This is a genomic window from Streptomyces sp. NPDC088194, from assembly GCF_040702025.1.
Classification (GTDB): domain Bacteria; phylum Actinomycetota; class Actinomycetes; order Streptomycetales; family Streptomycetaceae; genus Actinacidiphila.
Map to the genome: position 1 here is coordinate 84638 of NZ_JBFBIV010000010.1, position 19209 is coordinate 103846.

Consider the following 19209-nt stretch of genomic DNA (forward strand, 5'->3'; position numbering starts at 1 on the left):
GTATCTTCCATGGAAGCCAATATGCGATGGGTGCTGCTCGCGGCGGTCGCCCCGGTGGCCTGGGGTGCGAACTACTACGTCACCAAGGCGGCGCTGCCCCCGGGCGATCCGCTGTACGGCGGAGCGATCAGGGCGGTGCCCGCCGGGCTGTTGCTCTTCGCGTTGCGCCGCAAGCTCCCGCGCGGCGCGTGGTGGTGGCGGTCGGCCCTGCTCGGAGTGCTCAACGCCGGCGGCTTCTTCGCCCTGGTCTACCTCGCCGCGCAGCGCCTGCCGACGAGCACCGCCGCGACCGTCATGGCAGCCTCGCCCCTGGTGATGGCACTGATCGCCTGGCCGCTGATCGCCGAACGCCCGCGCGCCGCACACCTCTTGGGCGCCGCCGTCGGCATCGGCGGGGTCTGCCTGATGCTGTGGGGCGGCTCGGACGGTGCCGACCCGCTGGGCGTGGCGGCCTCCGTGGGCGCGATGCTGCTGTCCTCGCTCGGCTACGTGCTCGCCAAGCGCTGGGGTGCAGGAGTCGACGTACTGGCCTCCACCTGCTGGCAGTTGCTCGCCGGCGGCCTGCTTCTGCTGCCCTTCGCCGCGGTCTTCGAGGGCGCGCCGCCCGCCCTCGGCGCCCGGGCGCTGCTCGGCTTCGGGTACGTCGCCGTGATCGCCACCGCCGTCGCCTTCACGGCCTGGTTCGCGGCGCTGCGGCACCTGCCCGCCGCCACCGTCGGCCTGGTCGGGCTGCTCAACCCGGTGACCGGGGTGCTGCTCGGCACCGCGGTCGCCCACGAGCCGCTCACCGCGCGCCAACTCGCCGGCCTGCCACTCGTCCTGGCCGGTGTCCTCCTCGGCCGCCCGGGCGCGGCCCCCACCCGCCGCCCGCGCCCGGCCGTCACGCCACCAGCCGCGCCCGAACCGTACGCGAGCGGCCCCGCCGAACCGGCCACCCGCCCACGGATCTTCGCCCCCTCCCGCCGCCCGTCCGCCCCGACGGCGGTCGGGCCCGCACCCCGGACCGCGCCCGGCCCGCTCGCCGCCCGGCGACCGTGGCGACGGCGCCCTCCGTCATGAGGGCGCCGGAGCCGGCCCGGTATCGCGGCGGCGGCCCGGTCCGCGCCGTCACCCCGAGACGGGCATGACCAGCGTCTGCGCGAAGTCGACGGCGCCTTCCCGCTGGTAGAAGCGCAGGGCGCCGGCGTTGCCCGCAATGACGGAGATCTTCATGACCTGGACGCCCGACCCGGCGAGACGCGTACGCGCGGCCCCGACGAGGGCCTGCCCGATCCCGGCGCCGCGCGCCTCGTCGTGGACCACGAGCGTTTCCCGCACGCCGACCCGGTCCCCCCCACTGCCAGGACCCCGGAGCGTCGACCACCCGCACGCACGCGTAGCCCAGCACGCGGTCCCGTCGCGGGCGACCGGGACCGCGGCGAGGGGTTCCCGTAGCCAATCGAGGTACTGTCCCCGCCGCAGGCGCCAGGACTCCTCGGGCGGGCGCACCGCGCCGAGAGCCGCCAGGTGTGCCGCCTCGCGACTGTGGTGGGCCAGGAGTTGCCCCCACACAGGCTCTCCAGGCGGTCCACCTCGGCAGGGGAGGGGACCTCGATCACGGGACGCGTGCCAGGAAGCGCAGCCAGCGCGCGGGCTCCTCGGGCGCCGGTCCGAGGACCCGGTGGAACCATCCGTACAGGGCTACGGGGGAGCCGTTCGGCGCCGGGGGCGGGTGCTCGGCGCGGGCTGACCGCCGCGGACCGCAGCCCGCCGAGGCGCGCGGCGGGGTGCGCTCGAAGCGCTGCGTCCAGGGGGGTTCAGGCGCTGGTGTGCGTGTCCTTCGGGAGGTCGTCCGTCTCGCAGAGCGAGTTCAGGTCGTCGATCGCCTGGGCGAGGAAGTGGTCGAGAGGGCGGGCGGTCTGCTCGATCCACAGGTGGGTCGCCTGCCCGGCGACGGCCAGTGCGGTCTGGGCGGCGAGCGACGCGCACCGGTCGTCGACGCCGCGCCGGCCCAGCGCCGCGGTCATGGTGCAGGCCAGGGACGCGGTCTTGGCGAGTTCGCGTTCGCGCAGCGCCGGGGTCGCGGTGGTGAGCTGGTGCAGCGGCTCGGAGAGCGGCCGGTTGTCCTCCAGCAGCGGGGTGATCCGGCGGAACGCCCACAGCACCGTCGCGAGCGGACCGAGGGTGCCGGGCGCCTCCGCGACGGCGCGCTCCAGTGCGTCACGCAGGAAGTCCTCCTGGCCGAAGAGCACTTCGCGCTTGTCGGCGAAGTGCCGGTAGAAGGTCCGCTCGGTGACGCCCGCGCGCGCCGCGATCTCGGCGGTGGTGACCTGGTCGAAGCCGCGCTCCGTGTACAGGTCGAGAGCGGCCTGCTGGAGTCGTAGGCGCGCCGGCCGTCCATCCCGTGGCATCCCAGCAGCATAGGCCAATACCGGCAGAAGCCGACGTCAAGGCGGTCGGGCCCCCTCGTCGCGGCGGGGCGCCGGCGGATCGCCGGGTCGCCGGATCGCCGGGTCGACGGGTCGACGGGGCGGTGGCGGGCGACGGATCGACGGATCGGCATCCACGGCGTAGCGACAGTCTCTGACGTTACGTGCTACGTTGAAGGCCGTAGCGACAGTCCCTGTCACTACGTGGAGCAGTGCCGAACGGCTCAAGGGAGTTCATCGTGCATGTCTTCGTCACCGGAGGTTCCGGGCTGACCGGACCGACCGTCGTCGCCGAACTGGTCGCGGCCGGGCACAAGGTCACCGGCCTGGCGCGTTCCGACGCCTCGGCCGCGCGCCTGGAGGGGCTCGGCGCGACCGCGCACCGCGGCTCGCTGGAGGACCTCGACAGCCTGCGGGCAGGAGCGGAGGCGGCGGACGGCGTCCTGCACATGGCCTTCGGCGGCGACTTCGCCGACCCGGAGGACCTCATCAGGCGCGACCGCACCGCGATCGAGGCGCTCGGCGGGGCGCTGACGGGTTCGGGCAAGCCGTTCGTCAGCACCTCCGGCACGCTGGTGATGCCCGTCGGCCGGGTGAGCGGCGAGCAGGACGCGCCCGACCCCGCCTCGATCGCGGCCTTCCGCATCCCGGGCGAGCAGGCGTGCCTGGACTCCGCCGCGCGGGGAGTGCGCGCGAGCCTGGTCCGGCTGGCGCCCACCGTGCACGGTCCCGGCGACTACGGGTTCGTCCCGATGCTGGTCGCCGCCGCGCGCAAGACCGGCACCTCGGCCTACATCGGCACCGGCGCCAACCGCTGGCCCGCCGTCCACCGGGCCGACGCCGCCCGCCTGTTCAGGCTGGCGCTGGAGTCCGCTCCCGCGGGCAGCGTGCTGCACGGCGCGGCAGAAGGCGGCGTCGCCTTCAGGAGCATCGCCGAGACGATCGGACGGATGCTCGGCCTGCCCACCGCCTCCCTGGCACCCGAGGAGGCGGCCGAGCACTTCGGGAACCCCTTCATGGCCCGGGTGTTCGGCATCGACGCGCCCGTCTCCAGCGACGGCACCCGGCAACTGCTCGGCTGGACGCCGACTCACCCGACGCTGCTGGAAGACCTGGAGCACGGCGACTACTTCACGTCGTCCGCCGCCTGACCGCGGCCCCCTGCCCGTCGAACTCCCTTTCGCCGTGCCCCTGTTGGCCGCCCCCCGCACCACCCGCTGCAGGCACCCTTGTGGCGCGGCCGGTCGGAGCGCAGGGTGGAGAGCACGCGGCGGGGCCCGCGAAGCTCCGCGCGGATCGCGAAGGGGGCACCGTATGACGAACGGCAGTGCGCGGCAGGCGGGTTGGGAGTTCACCGACGACCGGGGCAGCACCTCGTCCGGGCCGGGTGCGCCGCCGCGGGTGGTGGCGTACGTACGAGCCGGGGCGGCGCTGTGGGAGTACGGCGTGCGGCCGGTGGCGGTCTACGGGTCCGGCCACGACAGCGGCGCGGACGCCGACCCGGCGAAGCTCGGCGGGCTCGACCCGCGCCAAGTCGCCTACCTGGGCGGGGGAGCGGACGTCGCGCCGGACGCCCTGCGCGAACTGCGCCCGGACGTGGTGGTGGACGTGACCTACGACGGGAAGGCGCCGTACGCCCTCGCGGAGTCCGTGGCCGAGGCGGCGGGCGTACCGGTGGTCGCGCTCGGCGTCGGCGGCGACGCGTCGCTGCGGACGATACTCGGCCACTTCGCCGACCTGGCGACGGCCTTCGGCGCGGAAGCGGGTGCCGCCGGCGGCGAACTGGCCCTCGCCGAGGAGGAGTTACGGGCCCTGGCGGTCGGCGAGGGGACCGCCCGGGTGGTCGCGTTGTCGCCGGGCGGGCCCGAACAGGTGCACCTGGCCCGGCCGGACACCTGGCCGGAGCTACGGCACCTCGCGGACCTCGGGGTGCGGATGGCCGACCCCGGCCGCGGTCCCGGCGTCAACTGGCGCACTGTGGACTGGGATCAGGCCCTGGCGGCGGTCGGCGGCGCGGGCGTCGTCCTCGCCGACACCCGCGCCAACGCCGCGCCGCTGTCCGCGCTCGCGGACGTCCCCGCCTGGCAACGGCTCTCCCTCACCGCCCAGGTGCTGCCCTGGAACCCCGAACTCCCGCCCGCCCCGGGCGCGTACGCCACCTTCCTCCGGGCGGTCGCGGACGCCCTGCGCGCACAGGCCCGGGCATCACGGTGACCGGGGCCGAAGCGCCGACCGGAGGAGCCGTTCCTTCGCCGCGCTGACGGGCCCGCCGTGCGGCGGGCGGTGCGGTGCCCTGGCGCGTACCGCGGGGCGGGCGCCCCCTCACGGGGTGGGCGCCCGCCCGGTGGCGTGCGACGATCGACGTGCCGGCCGTATCGCGTCAGCCGGCGGCCGGTGCGGGCTGCTCGGTGCCGGCCGCCCCCTCGCCGTCCGCGCCCCCGGTCGCCTGCGAACGGCCGCCGCGGGCAGAGTCGTTGCCGCCGGCACCCGCATCACCGCCGGCACCGTCGCCGGGTCCGCCGTGCTGCGGGCGGACCCGGCCGAGCGTGCCCGGCGCCCACAGCCGCCGTCCCAGCAGCAGGGACGCCGACGTCACCAGGAACGTCCGCACCACGAACGTGTCCAGCAGCACCCCGACCGCGATCACGAAGCCCAACTCGGCCAGTTGCACCAGCGGCATGTTCACCAGCACCGAGAACGTCGCCGCCAGCACGATCCCCGCCGAGGTGATCACCCCGCCGGTGGTCCGCAGCGCGCCGAGCGTGGCCTGCCGCGGCGGCGCGCCGTGCAGCGCTTCCTCCCGCATCCGGTGCATCAGGAAGATGCCGTAGTCCACGCCGAGGGCGACCAGGAACACGAAGCTGAGCAGCGCCAGCCCCGGATCGGTGCCGTGGAAGCCGAAGACCGGCCCGAAGACGAGCCCGCCGACGCCCAGCGCGGAACCCCACACCGCGATCACGGCGGCGGCCAGCAGCAGCGGCGCGACCAGGCTGCGCAGCAGCAGGATGAGGATCAGCACCACGGCCGCCAGCACGATCGGCACCACGATCGCGCGGTCCCGGCTGTTGGTGGACCGCAGATCGATCTGCTGAGCGCTGGGCCCGCCGACGTAGGAGCCGTGCAGCGCAGACCGCAACTGCCTGATGGTCGCGGTCTCGGCGGCGGACTGCGGCGGGCTGTCGGCGGTGACGAAGAACTCGCTCCAGCCGCCGCCGGTGCGTCCAGGCCGGACCTCCGCCACGCCGCCGGTGCCGCGGGCGGTCCGCTCGGCCGCGGCCGCCGCACCGGCCGGCGAGATCACCGTGATCGGCTGGCTCGCCTGGTCCGGATACGCCTTGGCGAGGAGTTGCGCCGCCACGATCGAGTCCGGCCGGGTGGCGAAGCTGTCCTGCTGCTTCACGCTGCCCGGCAGGTGCAGCACGCCCAACGCCAGCGCGCCGAGCAGCACCACGCCGGAGACCAGCACCGCCACCGGCCGGCGACCGACCAGCCCGCCGATCGCCGTGAAGCCGCCGCGCCGCTGCTGCGGCTCGGTGCCCGGCTCCGGCACCAGCGGCCAGAACAGCCGCCGTCCCAGCAGCACCAGCAGCGCGGGCAGCAGCGTCACCATCGCCGCCAGCGCGCTGAGCACGCCCACCGCGGCGGCCGGACCCATGCCGCGGCTGCTGTTGAGGTCCGCCGCCAGCAGGCACAGCATGCCCGCGGCCACGGTGCCGGCCGACGCCAGGACCGCCGGGGCGCACCGGCGCAGCGCGGTGCGCATCGCGTCGTACGGCCGGGCGGTGCGCCGCAGTTCCTCGCGGTAGCGGGCCACCAGCAGCAGCGCGTAGTCCGTGCCCACACCGAAGACGAGGATCGTCATCACCCCCGAACTCTGGCCGCTGACGGTGATCCCGAACGCCCGGTTGAGCAGGTACGTCACCGCCATCGACAGCACGTCCGCGGCGCCGGCCGCGAAGAGCGGCACCAGCCACAGCGCCGGGCTGCGGTAGATCAGGATCAGCAGCACCGCCACCACCAGCACGGTGGTGTAGAGCAGAGGACCGCCCAGCGAGCCGTAGACCTCCGCCGCGTCGGCGTCCAGCCCGCCCGGTCCGCCGACCTTCACCGTCAGCCCGTGCCCGCCCGTGGTGATGTCCCGCACCCCGTCGACGAACTTCCGCTTCGCATCGGAGTCCTGGCCGGGCTGGGTGCTGGAGACCGGGTACATCAGCGTGCTGCCGTCCTTCGACGGCACACCCGTCGGCGCCGCGTCACCGCCGAGCCGGTAGGTACGCGCCAGCCGGGCGGTCTGCCGGCCGGCCGTATCGCGGTCCGCCGCGGTGAGGCCGCCGTCACGGTGGTAGACGATCACCAGGTCGGTGGCCTCACCACCCGGCAACTCCTGCTGGATCTTGGCGACCTGGGTGGAGTCGGCACTCGCCGGCAGATAGTCCACCACGCTGTCGCGCTGCACGTCCCCGAGCCGGCCGGCCAGCGGCACTGCCACGGCCAGCACCCCGATCCACAGCGCCAGCACCAGCCACGGCAGCCGCCGCACCCCCCGGCGCCCCCCTCCCGGACCACCGGCCCCCGGCCCGGCGCCCGCCCCCAACTCTGCGGCCCTCATGGTGGGTTCCCCTCTCAACGGTCGTCACCCCGGGCACCCGGCGCCCGGACACCCGACCATCGTTTCCGGCCACGCCGCCGCGATCGTCCCGCCGAGGACCGACTTCCCCCCACCTCCCGAGCGGGTATCCCGCCCCCCACTACCCCCACAGGAGTACGCCCGCGGGCGCCCCCGCCCCGCACCCCCCGGCCCGCCGCCCCCGGGTCCCACCCCCCGCCACCTGCCTTCTTGCCTCCCGCCACCGTGTCAGCTTCGCCGAGCGCGGAGTCAGCTCCCACCACCCCCCCGAACCACCCACCCCCTCTGAACCCCACCCCGCCAGCGGAGCCCACCACCCCCCGAACCACGAACCCCAGCCCGGGAGCCCCAGCCCGTGGAGCCCCGGCCCGTGGAGCCCCCTGGCCCCTGGAGCCCTGGAGGGAGCAAGCGGGGGCGAAGGGGGCGGGGTTCGAGACGTTCGTATATTTGTGGCGCGAGGAGAGACAGTAATGATCGGAATCACCCGCAGGCGCCGTAAATATGCAGTCTCGAACCCCGCCACCGGAGCCCCAGCGACCCCCCGCCAACCAGCCCGCCCGCACCACCCGTTCCCCGCCTCCCGCCACCCCCTGACGGCGAGCGGCAACGCACCCGCGGCGGTGCGTACCCTCAGCCGTCCCACCGCCAGTCGGCCACCTCCGGCAGGTCGGTGCCGTGAGCCCGAATCCAGCTCCGGTGCCGCAGCCGGGTGTCCTCCATCAACTGCCGTACGGGTGCGGCCCGTACGGCAAGCCCCGGCACGCGGTCGATGACGTCCATGACCAGGCGGTAACGGTCGAGGTCGTTGCTGACGACCATGTCGAACGGCGTGGTGGTGGTGCCGATCTCCTTGTAGCCGCGCACATGAAGGTCGCGGTGGCCGGTACGGCGGTAGGCGAGCCGGTGGATCAGCCACGGGTAGCCGTGGTACGCGAAGATCACCGGCCGGTCGGCGGTGAACAGCGCGTCGTACTGCGGGTCGGACATACCGTGCGGGTGCTCCTTCTCCGGCAGCAGACGCGCGAGGTCCACGACGTTGACGACGCGCACCGCGAGCTGCGGCAGGTGGTGGCGGAGCAACTGGGCGGCGGCCAGCACCTCTTGGGTGGGCACGTCGCCGGCGCAGGCCAGCACGACATCCGGTTCGCGGGTGCCGTCCTCGGTGCCGGCCCACTCCCAGATGCCCGCGCCGCGGGCACAGTGCGCGCGGGCCTCGTCCATCGTCAGCCAGTCGAAGCAGGGTTGCTTGCCGGCGACGATGACGTTGACGTAGTCCCGTGATTTGAGGGCGTGTTCGGCGACCGACAGGAGGGTGTTGGCGTCCGGCGGGAGGTAGACGCGGACCACCTCGGGGGACTTGTTCAGGACGTGGTCGATGAAGCCGGGGTCCTGGTGCGAGAAGCCGTTGTGGTCCTGGCGCCAGACGTGCGAGGTGAGCAGGTAGTTGAGGGAGGCGATCGGGCGCCGCCACGGCAGCCTGCGGGTGGTGCGCAGCCACTTGATGTGCTGGTTGACCATGGAGTCGACGATGTGGACGAACGCCTCGTAACAGGAGAACAGGCCGTGCCTGCCGGTGAGCAGGTAGCCCTCCAGCCAGCCCTGGCAGGTGTGTTCGGAGAGGATCTCCAGCACCCGGCCGTGCCGGTCGAGGTGCTCGTCGGTGTCCACCAGCCGCTCCTGCCAGGACTTGCCCGAGGCGGCGTAGACCGCGTCGAGGCGGTTGGAGGCGGTCTCGTCGGGACCGACGATCCGGAAGTCGCGGCGCTGCGCGGTGTCGGCCATCACCTGCTCCAGCAACTGCCCCAGCACGCGGGTCGGTTCGTGCATGTCGGTGCCGGGCCGCTCGACCGCGACCGCGAACTCGTCCAGGTCGGGGACCGGCAGGTCGAGCAGCAGCAGCCCGCCGTTGGTGTGCGGGTTCGCGCCCAGCCGCCGGTCGCCGGACGGCACGCAGGCCAGCACCTGCTCGCGGGGGCGGCCGGCGTCGTCGAAGAGCTCGGTGGGGCGGTAGGACAGCAGCCACTCCTCCAGTTGCCGCAGGTGTTCGGGGTTGGTGCGGACTTCGGAGAGCGGGACCTGGTGGGCGCGCCAGGTGCCCTCGACCGGCAGGCCGTCGACCACCGCCGGGCCGGTCCAGCCCTTCGGGGTGCGCAGCACGATCATCGGCCAGCGCGGCCGGTCGACGCCGTCCGCCGCCGGGTCCCCACCCGTACGGGCCGCCTCCTGGAGCGCGGTGATCCGGTCCAGCGCGGTGTCCATCGCCGCGGCCATCGCACGGTGCACCGCGGCGGGTTCGTCGCCGATGACGTGGATCGGGTCGTGGCCGTAGCCGCGCAGCAGCGCGTCGAGTTCGTCCTCGGGGAGCCGGGCCAGGACGGTGGGGTTGGCGATCTTGTAGCCGTTCAGGTGCAGGATCGGCAGCACGGCGCCGTCGTGCCGGGGGTCGAGGAACTTGTTGCCGTGCCAGGAGGTGGCCAGCGGTCCCGTCTCGGCCTCGCCGTCGCCGATCACGCAGGTCACCAGCAGACCGGGGTTGTCGAACGCGGCACCGTAGGCGTGGGACAGGGCGTAGCCCAGCTCGCCGCCCTCGTGGATCGACCCCGGGGTCTCCGGTGCCACGTGGCTGGGCACCCCGCCGGGGAAGGAGAACTGGCGGAACAGCCGGCCCATTCCGGCGCCGTCCCGGCTGATGTCGGGGTAGGTGCGGCTGTAGCTGCCCTCCAGCCAGGAGTTCGCCAGCACCGCGGGACCGCCGTGGCCCGGGCCCCACACGCAGATCGCGTCCAGGTCGCGGGCCTTCACCACCCGGTTCAGGTGGGTGTGCACCAGGTTCAGGCCGGGGGAGGTGCCCCAGTGGCCCAGCAGCCTCGGCTTCACGTGCTCCGGGCGCAGCGGCTCCTTGAGCAGCGGGTTGCCGTCGAGCAGGTAGATCTGGCCCACGGCCAGATAGTTCGCCGCACGCCAGTGGGCGTCCAGCGCGGACAGTTCCTCGTCGTTCAGACCGGTGGGCATGGGGGTCCTTTGCGGCTCGGGTACGTCAGCAGTACCCGCTCACGGGCGGGCAGCCGACGACGGCGCGCCCATTCGGGGGGTGCCCCGCCCCGCGGCCCCCTGCCGCGACGGTTCCGGTCCGCTCCCGGCCCCGCGCCGGTGGCCGGAAGCGGACCGGAACCGTCATGGTCGGACAGGGCCTAGCGGAGCACGTGGTGGCGGCCGATGGGGAGGACCAGGGGGGTGCCCGAGACCTCGTCGGAGACGACCCTGCAGTCGATGCCGAAGATCTCGCGGACCGTCTCCGCGGTGACGACCTCGCGCGGCGCCCCCTCCGCGCAGATCTCGCCGTCCTTCATGGCGATGAGGTGGTCGCCGTAGCGGCAGGCGAGGTTGAGGTCGTGCAGGACGGTGACGACCGTGGCGCCGCGCTCGCGGTTGAGGTCGGTGACGAGGTCCAGGACCTCGACCTGGTGCGGCAGGTCGAGATACGTGGTGGGCTCGTCGAGCAGGAGCACGCCGGTGCGCTGGGCCAGCGCGACGGCGATCCAGACCCGCTGCCGCTGCCCCCCGGAGAGCTCGTCCACCGAGCGGTCCGCGAGATCGAGCGTGTCGGTCGCGGCCAGCGCCTCGGTGACCGCCTCGTCGTCGGCGGCGGTCCAGCGCCGGAACCACCCCTGGTGCGGGTAGCGGCCGCGCCCCACGAGGTCCACGACCCGGATACCGTCCGGCGCGATCGGCGTCTGCGGGAGTATTCCGAGCCGCTCGGCCACCTGCTTGGTCGGCAGGGAGTGGATGCTGCGGCCGTCGAGCAGCACCTCGCCCGCGCTCGGCGTGAGCAGCCGGGCCAGGCCCCGCAGCAGCGTGGACTTCCCGCAGGCGTTCGGGCCGACGATCATCGTGACCTGACCGGTGGGGATCTCGACGCTCACCCCGCGGACCACGGTCCGCTGCTCGTACCCCAGGTGCACCTCGCTGGCGGCGAGCGAACTCGGCGGGTCCGCGAGGGCGCGGCCAGGGACGTCCGGTGCGGTCGCGTCCGGTCCGGTCGCGTCCGGGGCGGTCGCGTCCGGTGCAGCCGCGTCCCGGTCGGCGCGGGCCCGGTCGCCGGTCGCGGCACGGGTCGTGGCGCCGGCGGTGGTGTCGGCGGTACCGCCGGCGGGGGCACCGGCCGCGCTGTCGGCCGTCGCTCCGGCCGCGGCGTCAGTGTCGGCGTCGGTATCGGCGTCGGTATCGGTGTTGCTCAAGGGTTCAGCCTCCCTGGCCGACACGGTTGGCGCGGGCGAGCAGCCACAGCAGGGCGGGCGCACCCAGCACCCCGGTGACCACGCCGACCGGGAACTCGGTCGGCCCCAGCAGGTGTTGCCCGGCGAAGTCGCAGCCGAGCATGAGGGCGGCGCCGGTCAGCGCGGACAGCACCAGCGCCGGACCGCGGCCGTGCAGCAGCCGGCGGGCGACCGGCCCGGACAGGAACGCGACGAACGCGACCGGCCCGGCGGCCGCCGTGGCCACGGCGGCCAGGCAGACCCCGGCGAGGATCAGCCCCAGCCGGCCGCGCTCCACCCGGACGCCCAGCCCCCGCGCGGCGTCGTCGCCGAGGCCGAGCGCGGGCAGCGTGCGGGCGGCGACGAACGCGGCCGGCAGCAGCACCACCAGCGGGTACAGCACCCCGCGCGCCCGCGGCCAGTCCGCGCCGTCGAGGCTGCCGGTCAGCCACAGCAGCGCCTGCTGCGCGGTGTAGACGTCGGCGCGGGTGAGCAGGAAGGAGACCACGCTGGACAGCGCCGCCGCGACCCCGATACCGACCAGCACCAGCCGGTAGCCGGTCACGCCCCGGCGCCACGCGAGCAGGTAGATCAGCAGCGCCGTCACCAGCGCCCCGGCCACCGCGGTCAGCGACACCGCCGTGCCCGACAGCGAGAACACCACGATCGAGATCACGGCCGCGGCACTCGCGCCCGCGGTGATCCCGATGACGTCGGGACTCGCCAGCGGATTGCGGATCAGCGACTGGAAGACCGCCCCGGACAGCCCGAAGGCCGCACCCGCCGCGACTCCCGTCATCGCGCGCGGCATCCGCACCTGCACCACGATGAACCGGGTCCCGGCGTTACCACCGCCGCCCAGCGTCCGCAGCACGTCCAGCACCGGGATACGGAAACTCCCCACCGACAGCGACGCGCAGAACAGGGCGAAGACCACCACCGCCATGGCGAGCGTGACCGCGCTCGCCCGCACCCGCGGCCGGCTGCGCGCGGCCCGTACGGCCCGCAGCGCCTCCGCGGAGACGCCCCGTCCGGGAGCCGAGCCCGCGCCGACCGCTCCGATGGCGGCCGTTCCCGTTCCCGTTCCCGTTCCCGTTCCTGGTCCCGTTCCCGTGGCCGCCGGGCGCGGCGAGGGGAGGCCGGTCCGGCTGCCGCCGGAGGCGTTCGCTGCCATCTACAGTCCCGCCAATCGGCTGCGGCGTACCAGGACGACGAGGACGGGCGCCCCGATCACGGCCGTGACGATGCCGACCTGGATCTCGCCCGGGCGGGCCGCGACGCGGCCGACCACGTCGGAGACGAGCAGGAGGGCGGGGGCGATCAGCATCGAGTACGGCAGTATCCAGCGGTGGTCGGGCCCGGTGAAGAAGCGCACGGTGTGCGGCACGGTGAGGCCCACGAAGGCGATCGGCCCGGCCAGGGCGGTGGCCGAGCCGCAGAGCAGGACCACCGACAGCGCGCAGAACAGCCTTGCGGCCGCCACGTTCTGGCCCAGGCCCCGCGCGGCGTCGTCGCCGAGGCCGAGGGTGTTGAGCAGGCGCCCGGAGCCGAGCGCGCACACCGCGCCCACCAGGACGAACGGCCCGGCCTGGTACGCGGTGGACAGCCCGCGTCCGGCCAGCGAGCCGACCTCCCAGAACCGGAACTGGTCGAACGTCGCGGTGTCGGTGAGCAGTACGGCGGTGGTCAGCGAGGACAGGCCCGCGCTGACCGCGGCGCCGGCGAGCGCGAGCTTGACCGGGGTGGCGCCCTCGCGGCCGAGCGACCCGACGGCGTAGACGAGCAGCGCGGCGGCCGCGGCACCGACGAAGCCGAACCACACGTAGCCGGTGAAGGAGGTCACCCCGAAGACGCTGATCGCGGTGACGACGGCGAGCGAGGCGCCGGAGTTGACGCCGAGCAGGCCGGGGTCGGCGAGCGGGTTGCGGGTCAGGCCCTGCATGAGGGTGCCGGACAGGCCGAGCGCGGCCCCGGCGAGCAGCCCGATCACGGTGCGCGGCAGGCGCAGCGAGGTGACGATGACCTGGTCGGCGTTGTTCGGGTCGTGGTGGAACACCGTGTCCCACACGGTGCCCGGCGGCACCGACTTGGCGCCGATGGCGAGGCTGGCCACGACCGCGAGCGTGAGTACGGCCGCGGCGACGAGCAGCCCCGCGGACAGGGCGGTGGCGCGCCGGCGCCCCGGGACCGAGGCCGGGGCGGGGGCGGGGGCGCGCCGGACGGTTCCGGCGGGCCTGGCAGACCCACCGGACCCACCGGACCCGGCGGCCGGGGCGGGCCCGACTCGGGCGCGCGAGACGTTCATGGGGCTCTCCTCGGCGGACTTCCCTCCCCGGGAAGTAAGGGGAGGCTAACCTAAATCTTCACGGCCGACCGCACCCGCCCTCCGCGTGCCGCCTCATGAGGCGGCGTCCATCCCGCGATGGACGGTCGTTCTGTGTCGCTGGACGGACACCGCGCGCGGGGTTCTCGTCGCCTCGCGGTCGCCGGCGCCGGGTGCGTCCGGCGGGGCCGGGTGGCCGAAAGGGCTTGTGCGGACGGCGCGTTGACCGCTCGCGGGGCGGCTGCGCGGCCCCGTCGATCCGCCGCGTCGCTGTCGGGCTGGCGCTATCGGGCGTCCGAGCGGAGATCTCGCCGCCGGAGATTCCACTTAGGGTAGCCAAAGTTAGGTCACCCTAAGTTCTGGCTTGGTCCGCTCGCCGGCCGTGCCTGTCGCCGTACCGGAGGTCCCGATGTCCCTGCCGCCCCGCCCGCTCGCCGAGCCGGCCGCCGCATCCGACGGCGAGCCCACCGGCCGCCTCGCCGGCCGTCCGACCCGGCGCGGGCTGCTGACCGCGGGAGCCGCCGGCGCCGCGCTGTTCGGGCTCGCCGCCTGCGGCTCCAACGGCGGCGGTTCGGGCTCGGAGGGCGGCTCCGGCAAGGCGTCGAAGGGAAGTTCGGGCACCCGTACCGTCGACACCGCCAAGGGGCCGGTGAAGGTGCCGGCCGCGCCCAAGCGCGTGGTGGCGATCAACGACTTCCCGATGGCCGCGATGTTCGACCTCGGGCTGGCCCCGGCGGGCGTCTTCAACGCGGGCGAGGAGTACGTCCCGCCGCGCGACCTCACCCGGTGGAAGGCGATACCCAAGGTCTCCGACGGCGTCGGCGGCGCCATCCAGGTGGAGAAGGTCGCCGCGCTCAAGCCCGATCTGATCATCGGCATCGATGCCCAGGCGAACCTCCCCTACGACCAGTTCACCGCGCTCGCCCCCACCGTGCTGCTCCCGTTCAGCAAGTCCAAGGCGCCCTGGCGCGACATGTCCGACCAGACCGCGACCGTCCTCGGCGTCCCCGACGCCCTGACCAAGCTCAAGCAGCGCTACACCGAGCGCGCCGCCGCCATCAAGAAGGCGCACGCCGCCGTGCTCGCCCGCACCCGATGGGACCTGCTCCAGGGCGGCTTCGACGAGGGCAACTGGTGGCTGTACGGGCACGGTTCGCCGATCGGCGGCATCCTCGCGGACGCGGGCGCCGTCTTCGCCACCGGCAGCACCCGGCTCGCCGAGCAGCAGTCCGTCTCCTACGAGCTGGTGACCGGCAAGCTCTCCGACGCCGACGCGATCTTCTACTACACGACCAACGACGGCAAGCCCGCCAACCTCGGCCCCAAGCTCTTCGCCCAGAAGTCGTTCCGGCAACTCGCCGCCACCAAGGCCGGCCACCTCTTCGGCAGCGTCTACTTCCTGCCCGGCGGCTACGAGGACGCGATCGCGGCCCTCGGCGACTTCGAGAAGGCGCTCGGCTCGCTGTGACGCCCGGCGCGGAGGCCCGGCGCGGAGGCTCAGCGCGCGGTGAAGTACGCGCCGGGGGTGCGGCCGGTCTCCTGGCGGAAGGCGGCGATGAAGGAACTGGGCGTGGTGTAGCCGACGTGGTGGGCGACCGCCGCCAACGGGCGGTCGGCCGCCATGTGTTCGAGCCCCGCCCGCAGCCGGGCCCGGGTCCGCCAGCGGCCGAAGGACATCCCGGTCTCGGCGCTGAACAGCCGGGCCAGGGTGCGGGCGCTGGCACCGACCTCCCGGCCCCACTCCTCCAGCGGGCGGTGGTCCGCCGGGCGGGCGAGCAGCGCCTCGGCGACCTTGCGGGCCCGCCCGTCCTTGGGCATCGGCAGCTCGATCGTGGTCACCGTGACCGGTCGCACCAGGTCGAAGAGCACGGCCTCCGCCCGGGCCCGCGGCTCCGCGCCGAGGTGGGGGGCGCCCAGGTGGGTGATCAACTCCCGCAGCAGCGGCGGCACCCCGACCACGGTCGGCTGCGTCCAGCGCACCGGGCAGCGGTCCGGCAGCAGGTAGACGCTGCGCATCCGCGCCGGGCGGGTGGCGCCCGTGGTGTGCGGGACCCCGGCGGGTATCCACAGCGCCAGGGTCGGCGGCAGCACCCACGAGTGGTCCGCGATGTCCACGGTCAGCACGCCCGCCGGGGACCACACCAGCTGGTGCGTGGTGTGCTCGTGCTCGCCGAAGCGCTGGCCGCGGGCCAGGTCGAAGTTGATCACCCGCAGCGCCTCGGCGGGCGGGGCCGCGGGGCGCTGGGCGGGCTGGCTGTTCGGCGACATGGTCATCGAACATAGCGCATGACGGCCACCGCCGACCCGGGGCCCGTGGAGCGGAGTGCGGAGGCGGAACGGGGGCACACGGTCGTCCAGGAGGCTGGTAACCATGGGACCGTTGCTCGTTGTGCTCTTGCTGGCACTGCTTCTGTTCGGATTCGGATTCGCCGTGCAGATCCTCTGGTGGGTCGCGGTGGTCGTGCTGGTGCTGTGGCTGCTCGGATTCCTGATCCGGCCGGGGTCCGGCTCCGGGAGGGGCCGCTGGTACCGGTGGTGAGACGCGCGCGGCCGACCGTCCGGCATACGACGGCCGCGCGTCGCGGTGGGCCGCTCCGATCGACCCGGAGCGGCCCACTGCCGTATCCGCGCCACCCCCGGGCCAAAGGGGTGCGAAGTGCCAGGCGGCGTACGGCAGGTTGCCTACGGCGTGCCGGCGCCGGGTACTCCTACGGCGCCTGATATACGGCATATCGCCTCAGGGGATCGGTGGATGTGCCGGGCCGCGCGCACGGCCGTCAGCCCGGGGAGGGGGTTACGTTCCGCCGGCGGGGGAGCCGTTCCACTCGGCGCGGTAGTCGGGGTGGGACACCCACTCCGCGGCCAGCGCGACGAGGATCTGCACGACGAGCAGCTCGCTGTCGCGGGCGTCGAGCCCGGGCGCGCCCTGCGCCAGGTGGCGTTCGCACCTGGCGACGATCGCCTGCTTGGCGGCGACCGCGCGGACCACCCGCGCCGGGTCGTGGTGGGCGGTGTGCGCGGCGAGCGGCGCCGCCATCTCGAACGCGGCGCCGCCGTCCACCACCAGGCGCGGCCCGTCGGCCGTCCACTGCCCGCCCGCGACGGCGCCGCCCCACGCGTACGTCAGGTCCTCCGTCATGCGGGCGCGCACGAAGGCCGTCAACTCCTCGATCACGCTGTTCCCTCCGGGTCGGTGCGCGATCCGGACACGCTACGCCCGCGGCGCGCCCCCCGGGCGCCCCGCGGCCGGCCCGGGCGTCGACTCCTTCACCGCGCGGGCCTGCTCCGCCGCCGGTCCGCCCGCGGGCACCCTGCCCGGCTCCAGCAGGGCAACCCCGGTCACGGGCGGCGGGCGGCGGCCGAACCGTCGGGCGCCCGCTCCTCGTGCGGCTCGGCCACGTCGAACGGGACGATGGTGGCCACGACGTCGGGCAGCCGGCCGACCGCGCGGGCGATGTGGTCGGCGGTGCGCCGGTGCAGCAGACGGCCGAGGATCGGGGAGTAGTTGCGCTCGGGGATCAGCAGGGTGACCTGGGCGCGCTGCTCGCGGATGCGGCGGTCGACCAGTTCGAGCACCGCGCGGCTGATCCGGCGGTCCGGGCACTCCACCATCTCCAGCCGCAGGTCGCCGACCTCGGTGCGGTTCCACTGCGCCGCCAGCCGCTTCGCCTCCTGGGCGTCGACCATGACGTGCACCGCCCGGATCTCGGTCGGCCGCAGCGCGCGGGCGTAGCGGATCGCCTTGAGCACGGCCAGGTCGACCCGGTCCACCAGGATGTACATCACCTGGCTGTCGGCGCGCGGCTGGGTGGCGTCGGCGGGCGCGGCAGCCAGCGCGGCGGCCTCCTCGCGGTAGCGCTTGTTCACCTTGATCAGCGCCCACACGCCGATCGGGAACACCAGCACCACCACCCACGCGCCCTCGGTGAACTTGGTCACCGCGAAGATCAGGGCGACCAGCAGCGACACCCCGCAGGCCAGGCCGTTGAGCGCGAGCTTCGCCCGCCACCTGCCGTCACGCGACCTCCAGTGGTGCCGGACCAGGCCGGCGCCGGCCATGGTGAAGCCGGAGAACACCCCGATCGCGTAGAGCCCGACGAGCGCGTTCAGGCTGCCCTTGGTGGCGATCAGCAGCGTCAGCGACACCACGGTCAGCACGATGATGCCGTTGGAGAAGGCCAGCCGGTGGCCGCGCCGGGTGAGCTGGCGGGGCAGGAAGGAGTCCTCGGCCACGAAACTGGCCAGGAACGGGAAGCCGTTGAAGGAGGTGTTCGCCCCCATGTAGAGGATCAGCGCGGTCGCGAGCTGCACGAAGACCAGGCCCGCGGTGCCGTACCAGTTGCCGCCGAAGGCCCAACTCGCCTCCTGCGAGACGACGGTCGGGGTCTGCGCGACGTACGGCGTGGCGTGCGTGATGTGCGCGAGCAGGGACACCCCGAGGACGCCGGTGCCCAGGATGCAGGACATCGCGACCATGGTGCGGCGGGCGTTGGGGCCCTGCGGGCTGCGGAAGACGCTGACGCCGTTGGAGATCGCCTCCAGGCCGGTCAGCGACGAGCCGCCGTTGGCGAACGCGCGCAGCAGGATCAGCAGCGACGCGCCGTAGAAGAAGCCGTGGGTGTCGGTGCCGAGGCCGACCATGCCCGGGGTGTGCACGTCGATGCGGGAGTGGTCGCCGAGCAGGAAGCGGGTGAAGCCGGTGATGATCAGCAGCGCCATCGCGCTGATGAACAGGTAGGCGGGCAGGGCGAAGGAGCGGCCCGCCTCACGGATGCCGCGCAGGTTGCCCCAGCACAGCAGGAGCACCACCCCGATGGTGATGAAGAGCTTGTTGTCGTCCAGGGCGGTCAGGCGGGCGTCGCCCCACAGCAGGTGGATCAGCGACACCAGCGCGTCGGTGCCGGCCGCCGCCTGGACCGCGACGGTGACGATGTAGTCGATCAGCAGCGCGACCGCGGCGACCTGGGCGATCCGCGGTCCGAAGTTCTCCCGGGCCACCACGTAGGAGCCACCGGCCCGGGTGTAGGCCATGACCACGTCGCGGTAGGAGAGCGTCAGCAGCAGCAGGACACACAGGATCGCCGCGGTCAGGGGTATGAGCGCGGTGAACGCCGCGACGCCGATCGCCGGGATCAGCACCACCAGCATCTGCTCGGAGCCGTACGCCATCGAGGAGATGCAGTCCGAGGCGAGCACGCCCAGCGCGATCGGGTTGGACAGCCGCTCGCCCTTCAGCTGCTCGGTGACCAGCGGCTTGCCCAGCAGGTGCTTCTTCACCCGGTACCCGTGGCTCTCGGGGAGCGCCGCGGTCGCGGGCCGGGTGGTGGACGACAGCATGGGCAGTCCGTTCGGGAATTCGAAAGGGTGGGCGGGCTTCCCTATCACTACTGCACGGAGTCGGGGCGAATCGGACATTCGGGGGTGCGGGCCGGGGATCTTAGCGCGTCCTTAACGCGTTTCGGTCTGGTGCCCCGCCGGCCGGGCGGGCCGCCGCGGAGGGCGCCGTGGCCGGCCGGGCGGGACGCGGCCGAGGGCGCCGCACTCCCGCTGGTCGCGCGCGATGCGCGGGCGCCGGGCGCCCTATGCTCGAAGGTG

The 19209-nt window shown here is 74.2% G+C and carries 15 protein-coding genes; 5 read left to right on the forward strand and 10 right to left on the reverse strand.

Annotated features, from left to right (window positions below):
* Positions 1-9: 9 nt before the first annotated feature.
* Complete coding sequence (locus tag AB0399_RS07830; protein WP_366410617.1) at positions 10-1059, forward strand: EamA family transporter; 1050 nt, start codon at positions 10-12, stop codon at positions 1057-1059.
* A 48-nt stretch (positions 1060-1107) separates the two neighbouring features.
* Here AB0399_RS07830 and AB0399_RS07835 read toward each other — a convergent pair whose 3' ends face one another.
* The gene (locus AB0399_RS07835) at positions 1108-1551 is read right to left on the reverse strand and encodes a GNAT family N-acetyltransferase (protein ID WP_366410618.1); all 444 of its coding nucleotides are present in this window, start codon (positions 1549-1551) and stop codon (positions 1108-1110) included.
* A gap of 245 nt (positions 1552-1796) precedes the next feature.
* A complete protein-coding gene (locus AB0399_RS07840; protein ID WP_366410619.1) occupies positions 1797-2390 on the reverse strand; it encodes a TetR family transcriptional regulator in 594 nt (197 codons plus the stop codon).
* Positions 2391-2647: 257 nt separating this feature from the next.
* Here AB0399_RS07840 and AB0399_RS07845 point away from each other — a divergent pair, with 257 nt between their 5' ends.
* On the forward strand, positions 2648-3559 hold the full coding sequence (locus AB0399_RS07845; RefSeq protein ID WP_366410620.1) for an SDR family oxidoreductase: 912 nt from the start codon (positions 2648-2650) through the stop codon (positions 3557-3559).
* 163 nt (positions 3560-3722) lie between these two features.
* Positions 3723-4622 (forward strand): ABC transporter substrate-binding protein, encoded by a 900-nt coding sequence (locus tag AB0399_RS07850; RefSeq protein WP_329371042.1) that lies wholly within the window; start codon positions 3723-3725, stop codon positions 4620-4622.
* A gap of 166 nt (positions 4623-4788) precedes the next feature.
* Here AB0399_RS07850 and AB0399_RS07855 read toward each other — a convergent pair whose 3' ends face one another.
* The 5 genes from AB0399_RS07855 to AB0399_RS07875 form a co-directional block, all read right to left on the reverse strand.
* The gene (locus AB0399_RS07855) at positions 4789-6939 is read right to left on the reverse strand and encodes an MMPL family transporter (protein WP_366410658.1); all 2151 of its coding nucleotides are present in this window, start codon (positions 6937-6939) and stop codon (positions 4789-4791) included.
* Between the two features lie 726 nt (positions 6940-7665).
* Positions 7666-10047, reverse strand: a complete 2382-nt coding sequence (locus tag AB0399_RS07860; protein WP_366410621.1) for a phosphoketolase family protein — start codon at positions 10045-10047, stop codon at positions 7666-7668.
* A 179-nt stretch (positions 10048-10226) separates the two neighbouring features.
* The gene (locus tag AB0399_RS07865; protein ID WP_329374406.1) at positions 10227-10997 is read right to left on the reverse strand and encodes an ABC transporter ATP-binding protein; all 771 of its coding nucleotides are present in this window, start codon (positions 10995-10997) and stop codon (positions 10227-10229) included.
* 280 nt (positions 10998-11277) lie between these two features.
* Complete coding sequence (locus AB0399_RS07870) at positions 11278-12465, reverse strand: iron chelate uptake ABC transporter family permease subunit (RefSeq protein WP_366410622.1); 1188 nt, start codon at positions 12463-12465, stop codon at positions 11278-11280.
* On the reverse strand, positions 12466-13596 hold the full coding sequence (locus tag AB0399_RS07875) for an iron chelate uptake ABC transporter family permease subunit (protein ID WP_366410623.1): 1131 nt from the start codon (positions 13594-13596) through the stop codon (positions 12466-12468).
* A gap of 427 nt (positions 13597-14023) precedes the next feature.
* Between AB0399_RS07875 and AB0399_RS07880 the strand changes: the two genes are divergently transcribed.
* Complete coding sequence (locus tag AB0399_RS07880; protein WP_366410624.1) at positions 14024-15082, forward strand: ABC transporter substrate-binding protein; 1059 nt, start codon at positions 14024-14026, stop codon at positions 15080-15082.
* Positions 15083-15111: 29 nt separating this feature from the next.
* Here AB0399_RS07880 and AB0399_RS07885 read toward each other — a convergent pair whose 3' ends face one another.
* The gene (locus AB0399_RS07885; RefSeq protein WP_366410625.1) at positions 15112-15888 is read right to left on the reverse strand and encodes a helix-turn-helix transcriptional regulator; all 777 of its coding nucleotides are present in this window, start codon (positions 15886-15888) and stop codon (positions 15112-15114) included.
* 97 nt (positions 15889-15985) lie between these two features.
* On the opposite strand from AB0399_RS07885, the gene AB0399_RS07890 reads away from it, so the two are divergent.
* Positions 15986-16153, forward strand: a complete 168-nt coding sequence (locus AB0399_RS07890) for a hydrophobic protein (protein WP_328462185.1) — start codon at positions 15986-15988, stop codon at positions 16151-16153.
* A 255-nt stretch (positions 16154-16408) separates the two neighbouring features.
* Here AB0399_RS07890 and AB0399_RS07895 read toward each other — a convergent pair whose 3' ends face one another.
* On the reverse strand, positions 16409-16789 hold the full coding sequence (locus AB0399_RS07895) for a DUF6221 family protein (RefSeq protein WP_366410626.1): 381 nt from the start codon (positions 16787-16789) through the stop codon (positions 16409-16411).
* Between the two features lie 164 nt (positions 16790-16953).
* On the reverse strand, positions 16954-18951 hold the full coding sequence (locus AB0399_RS07900) for an APC family permease (protein WP_328462181.1): 1998 nt from the start codon (positions 18949-18951) through the stop codon (positions 16954-16956).
* Between the last annotated feature and the right edge of the window lie 258 nt (positions 18952-19209).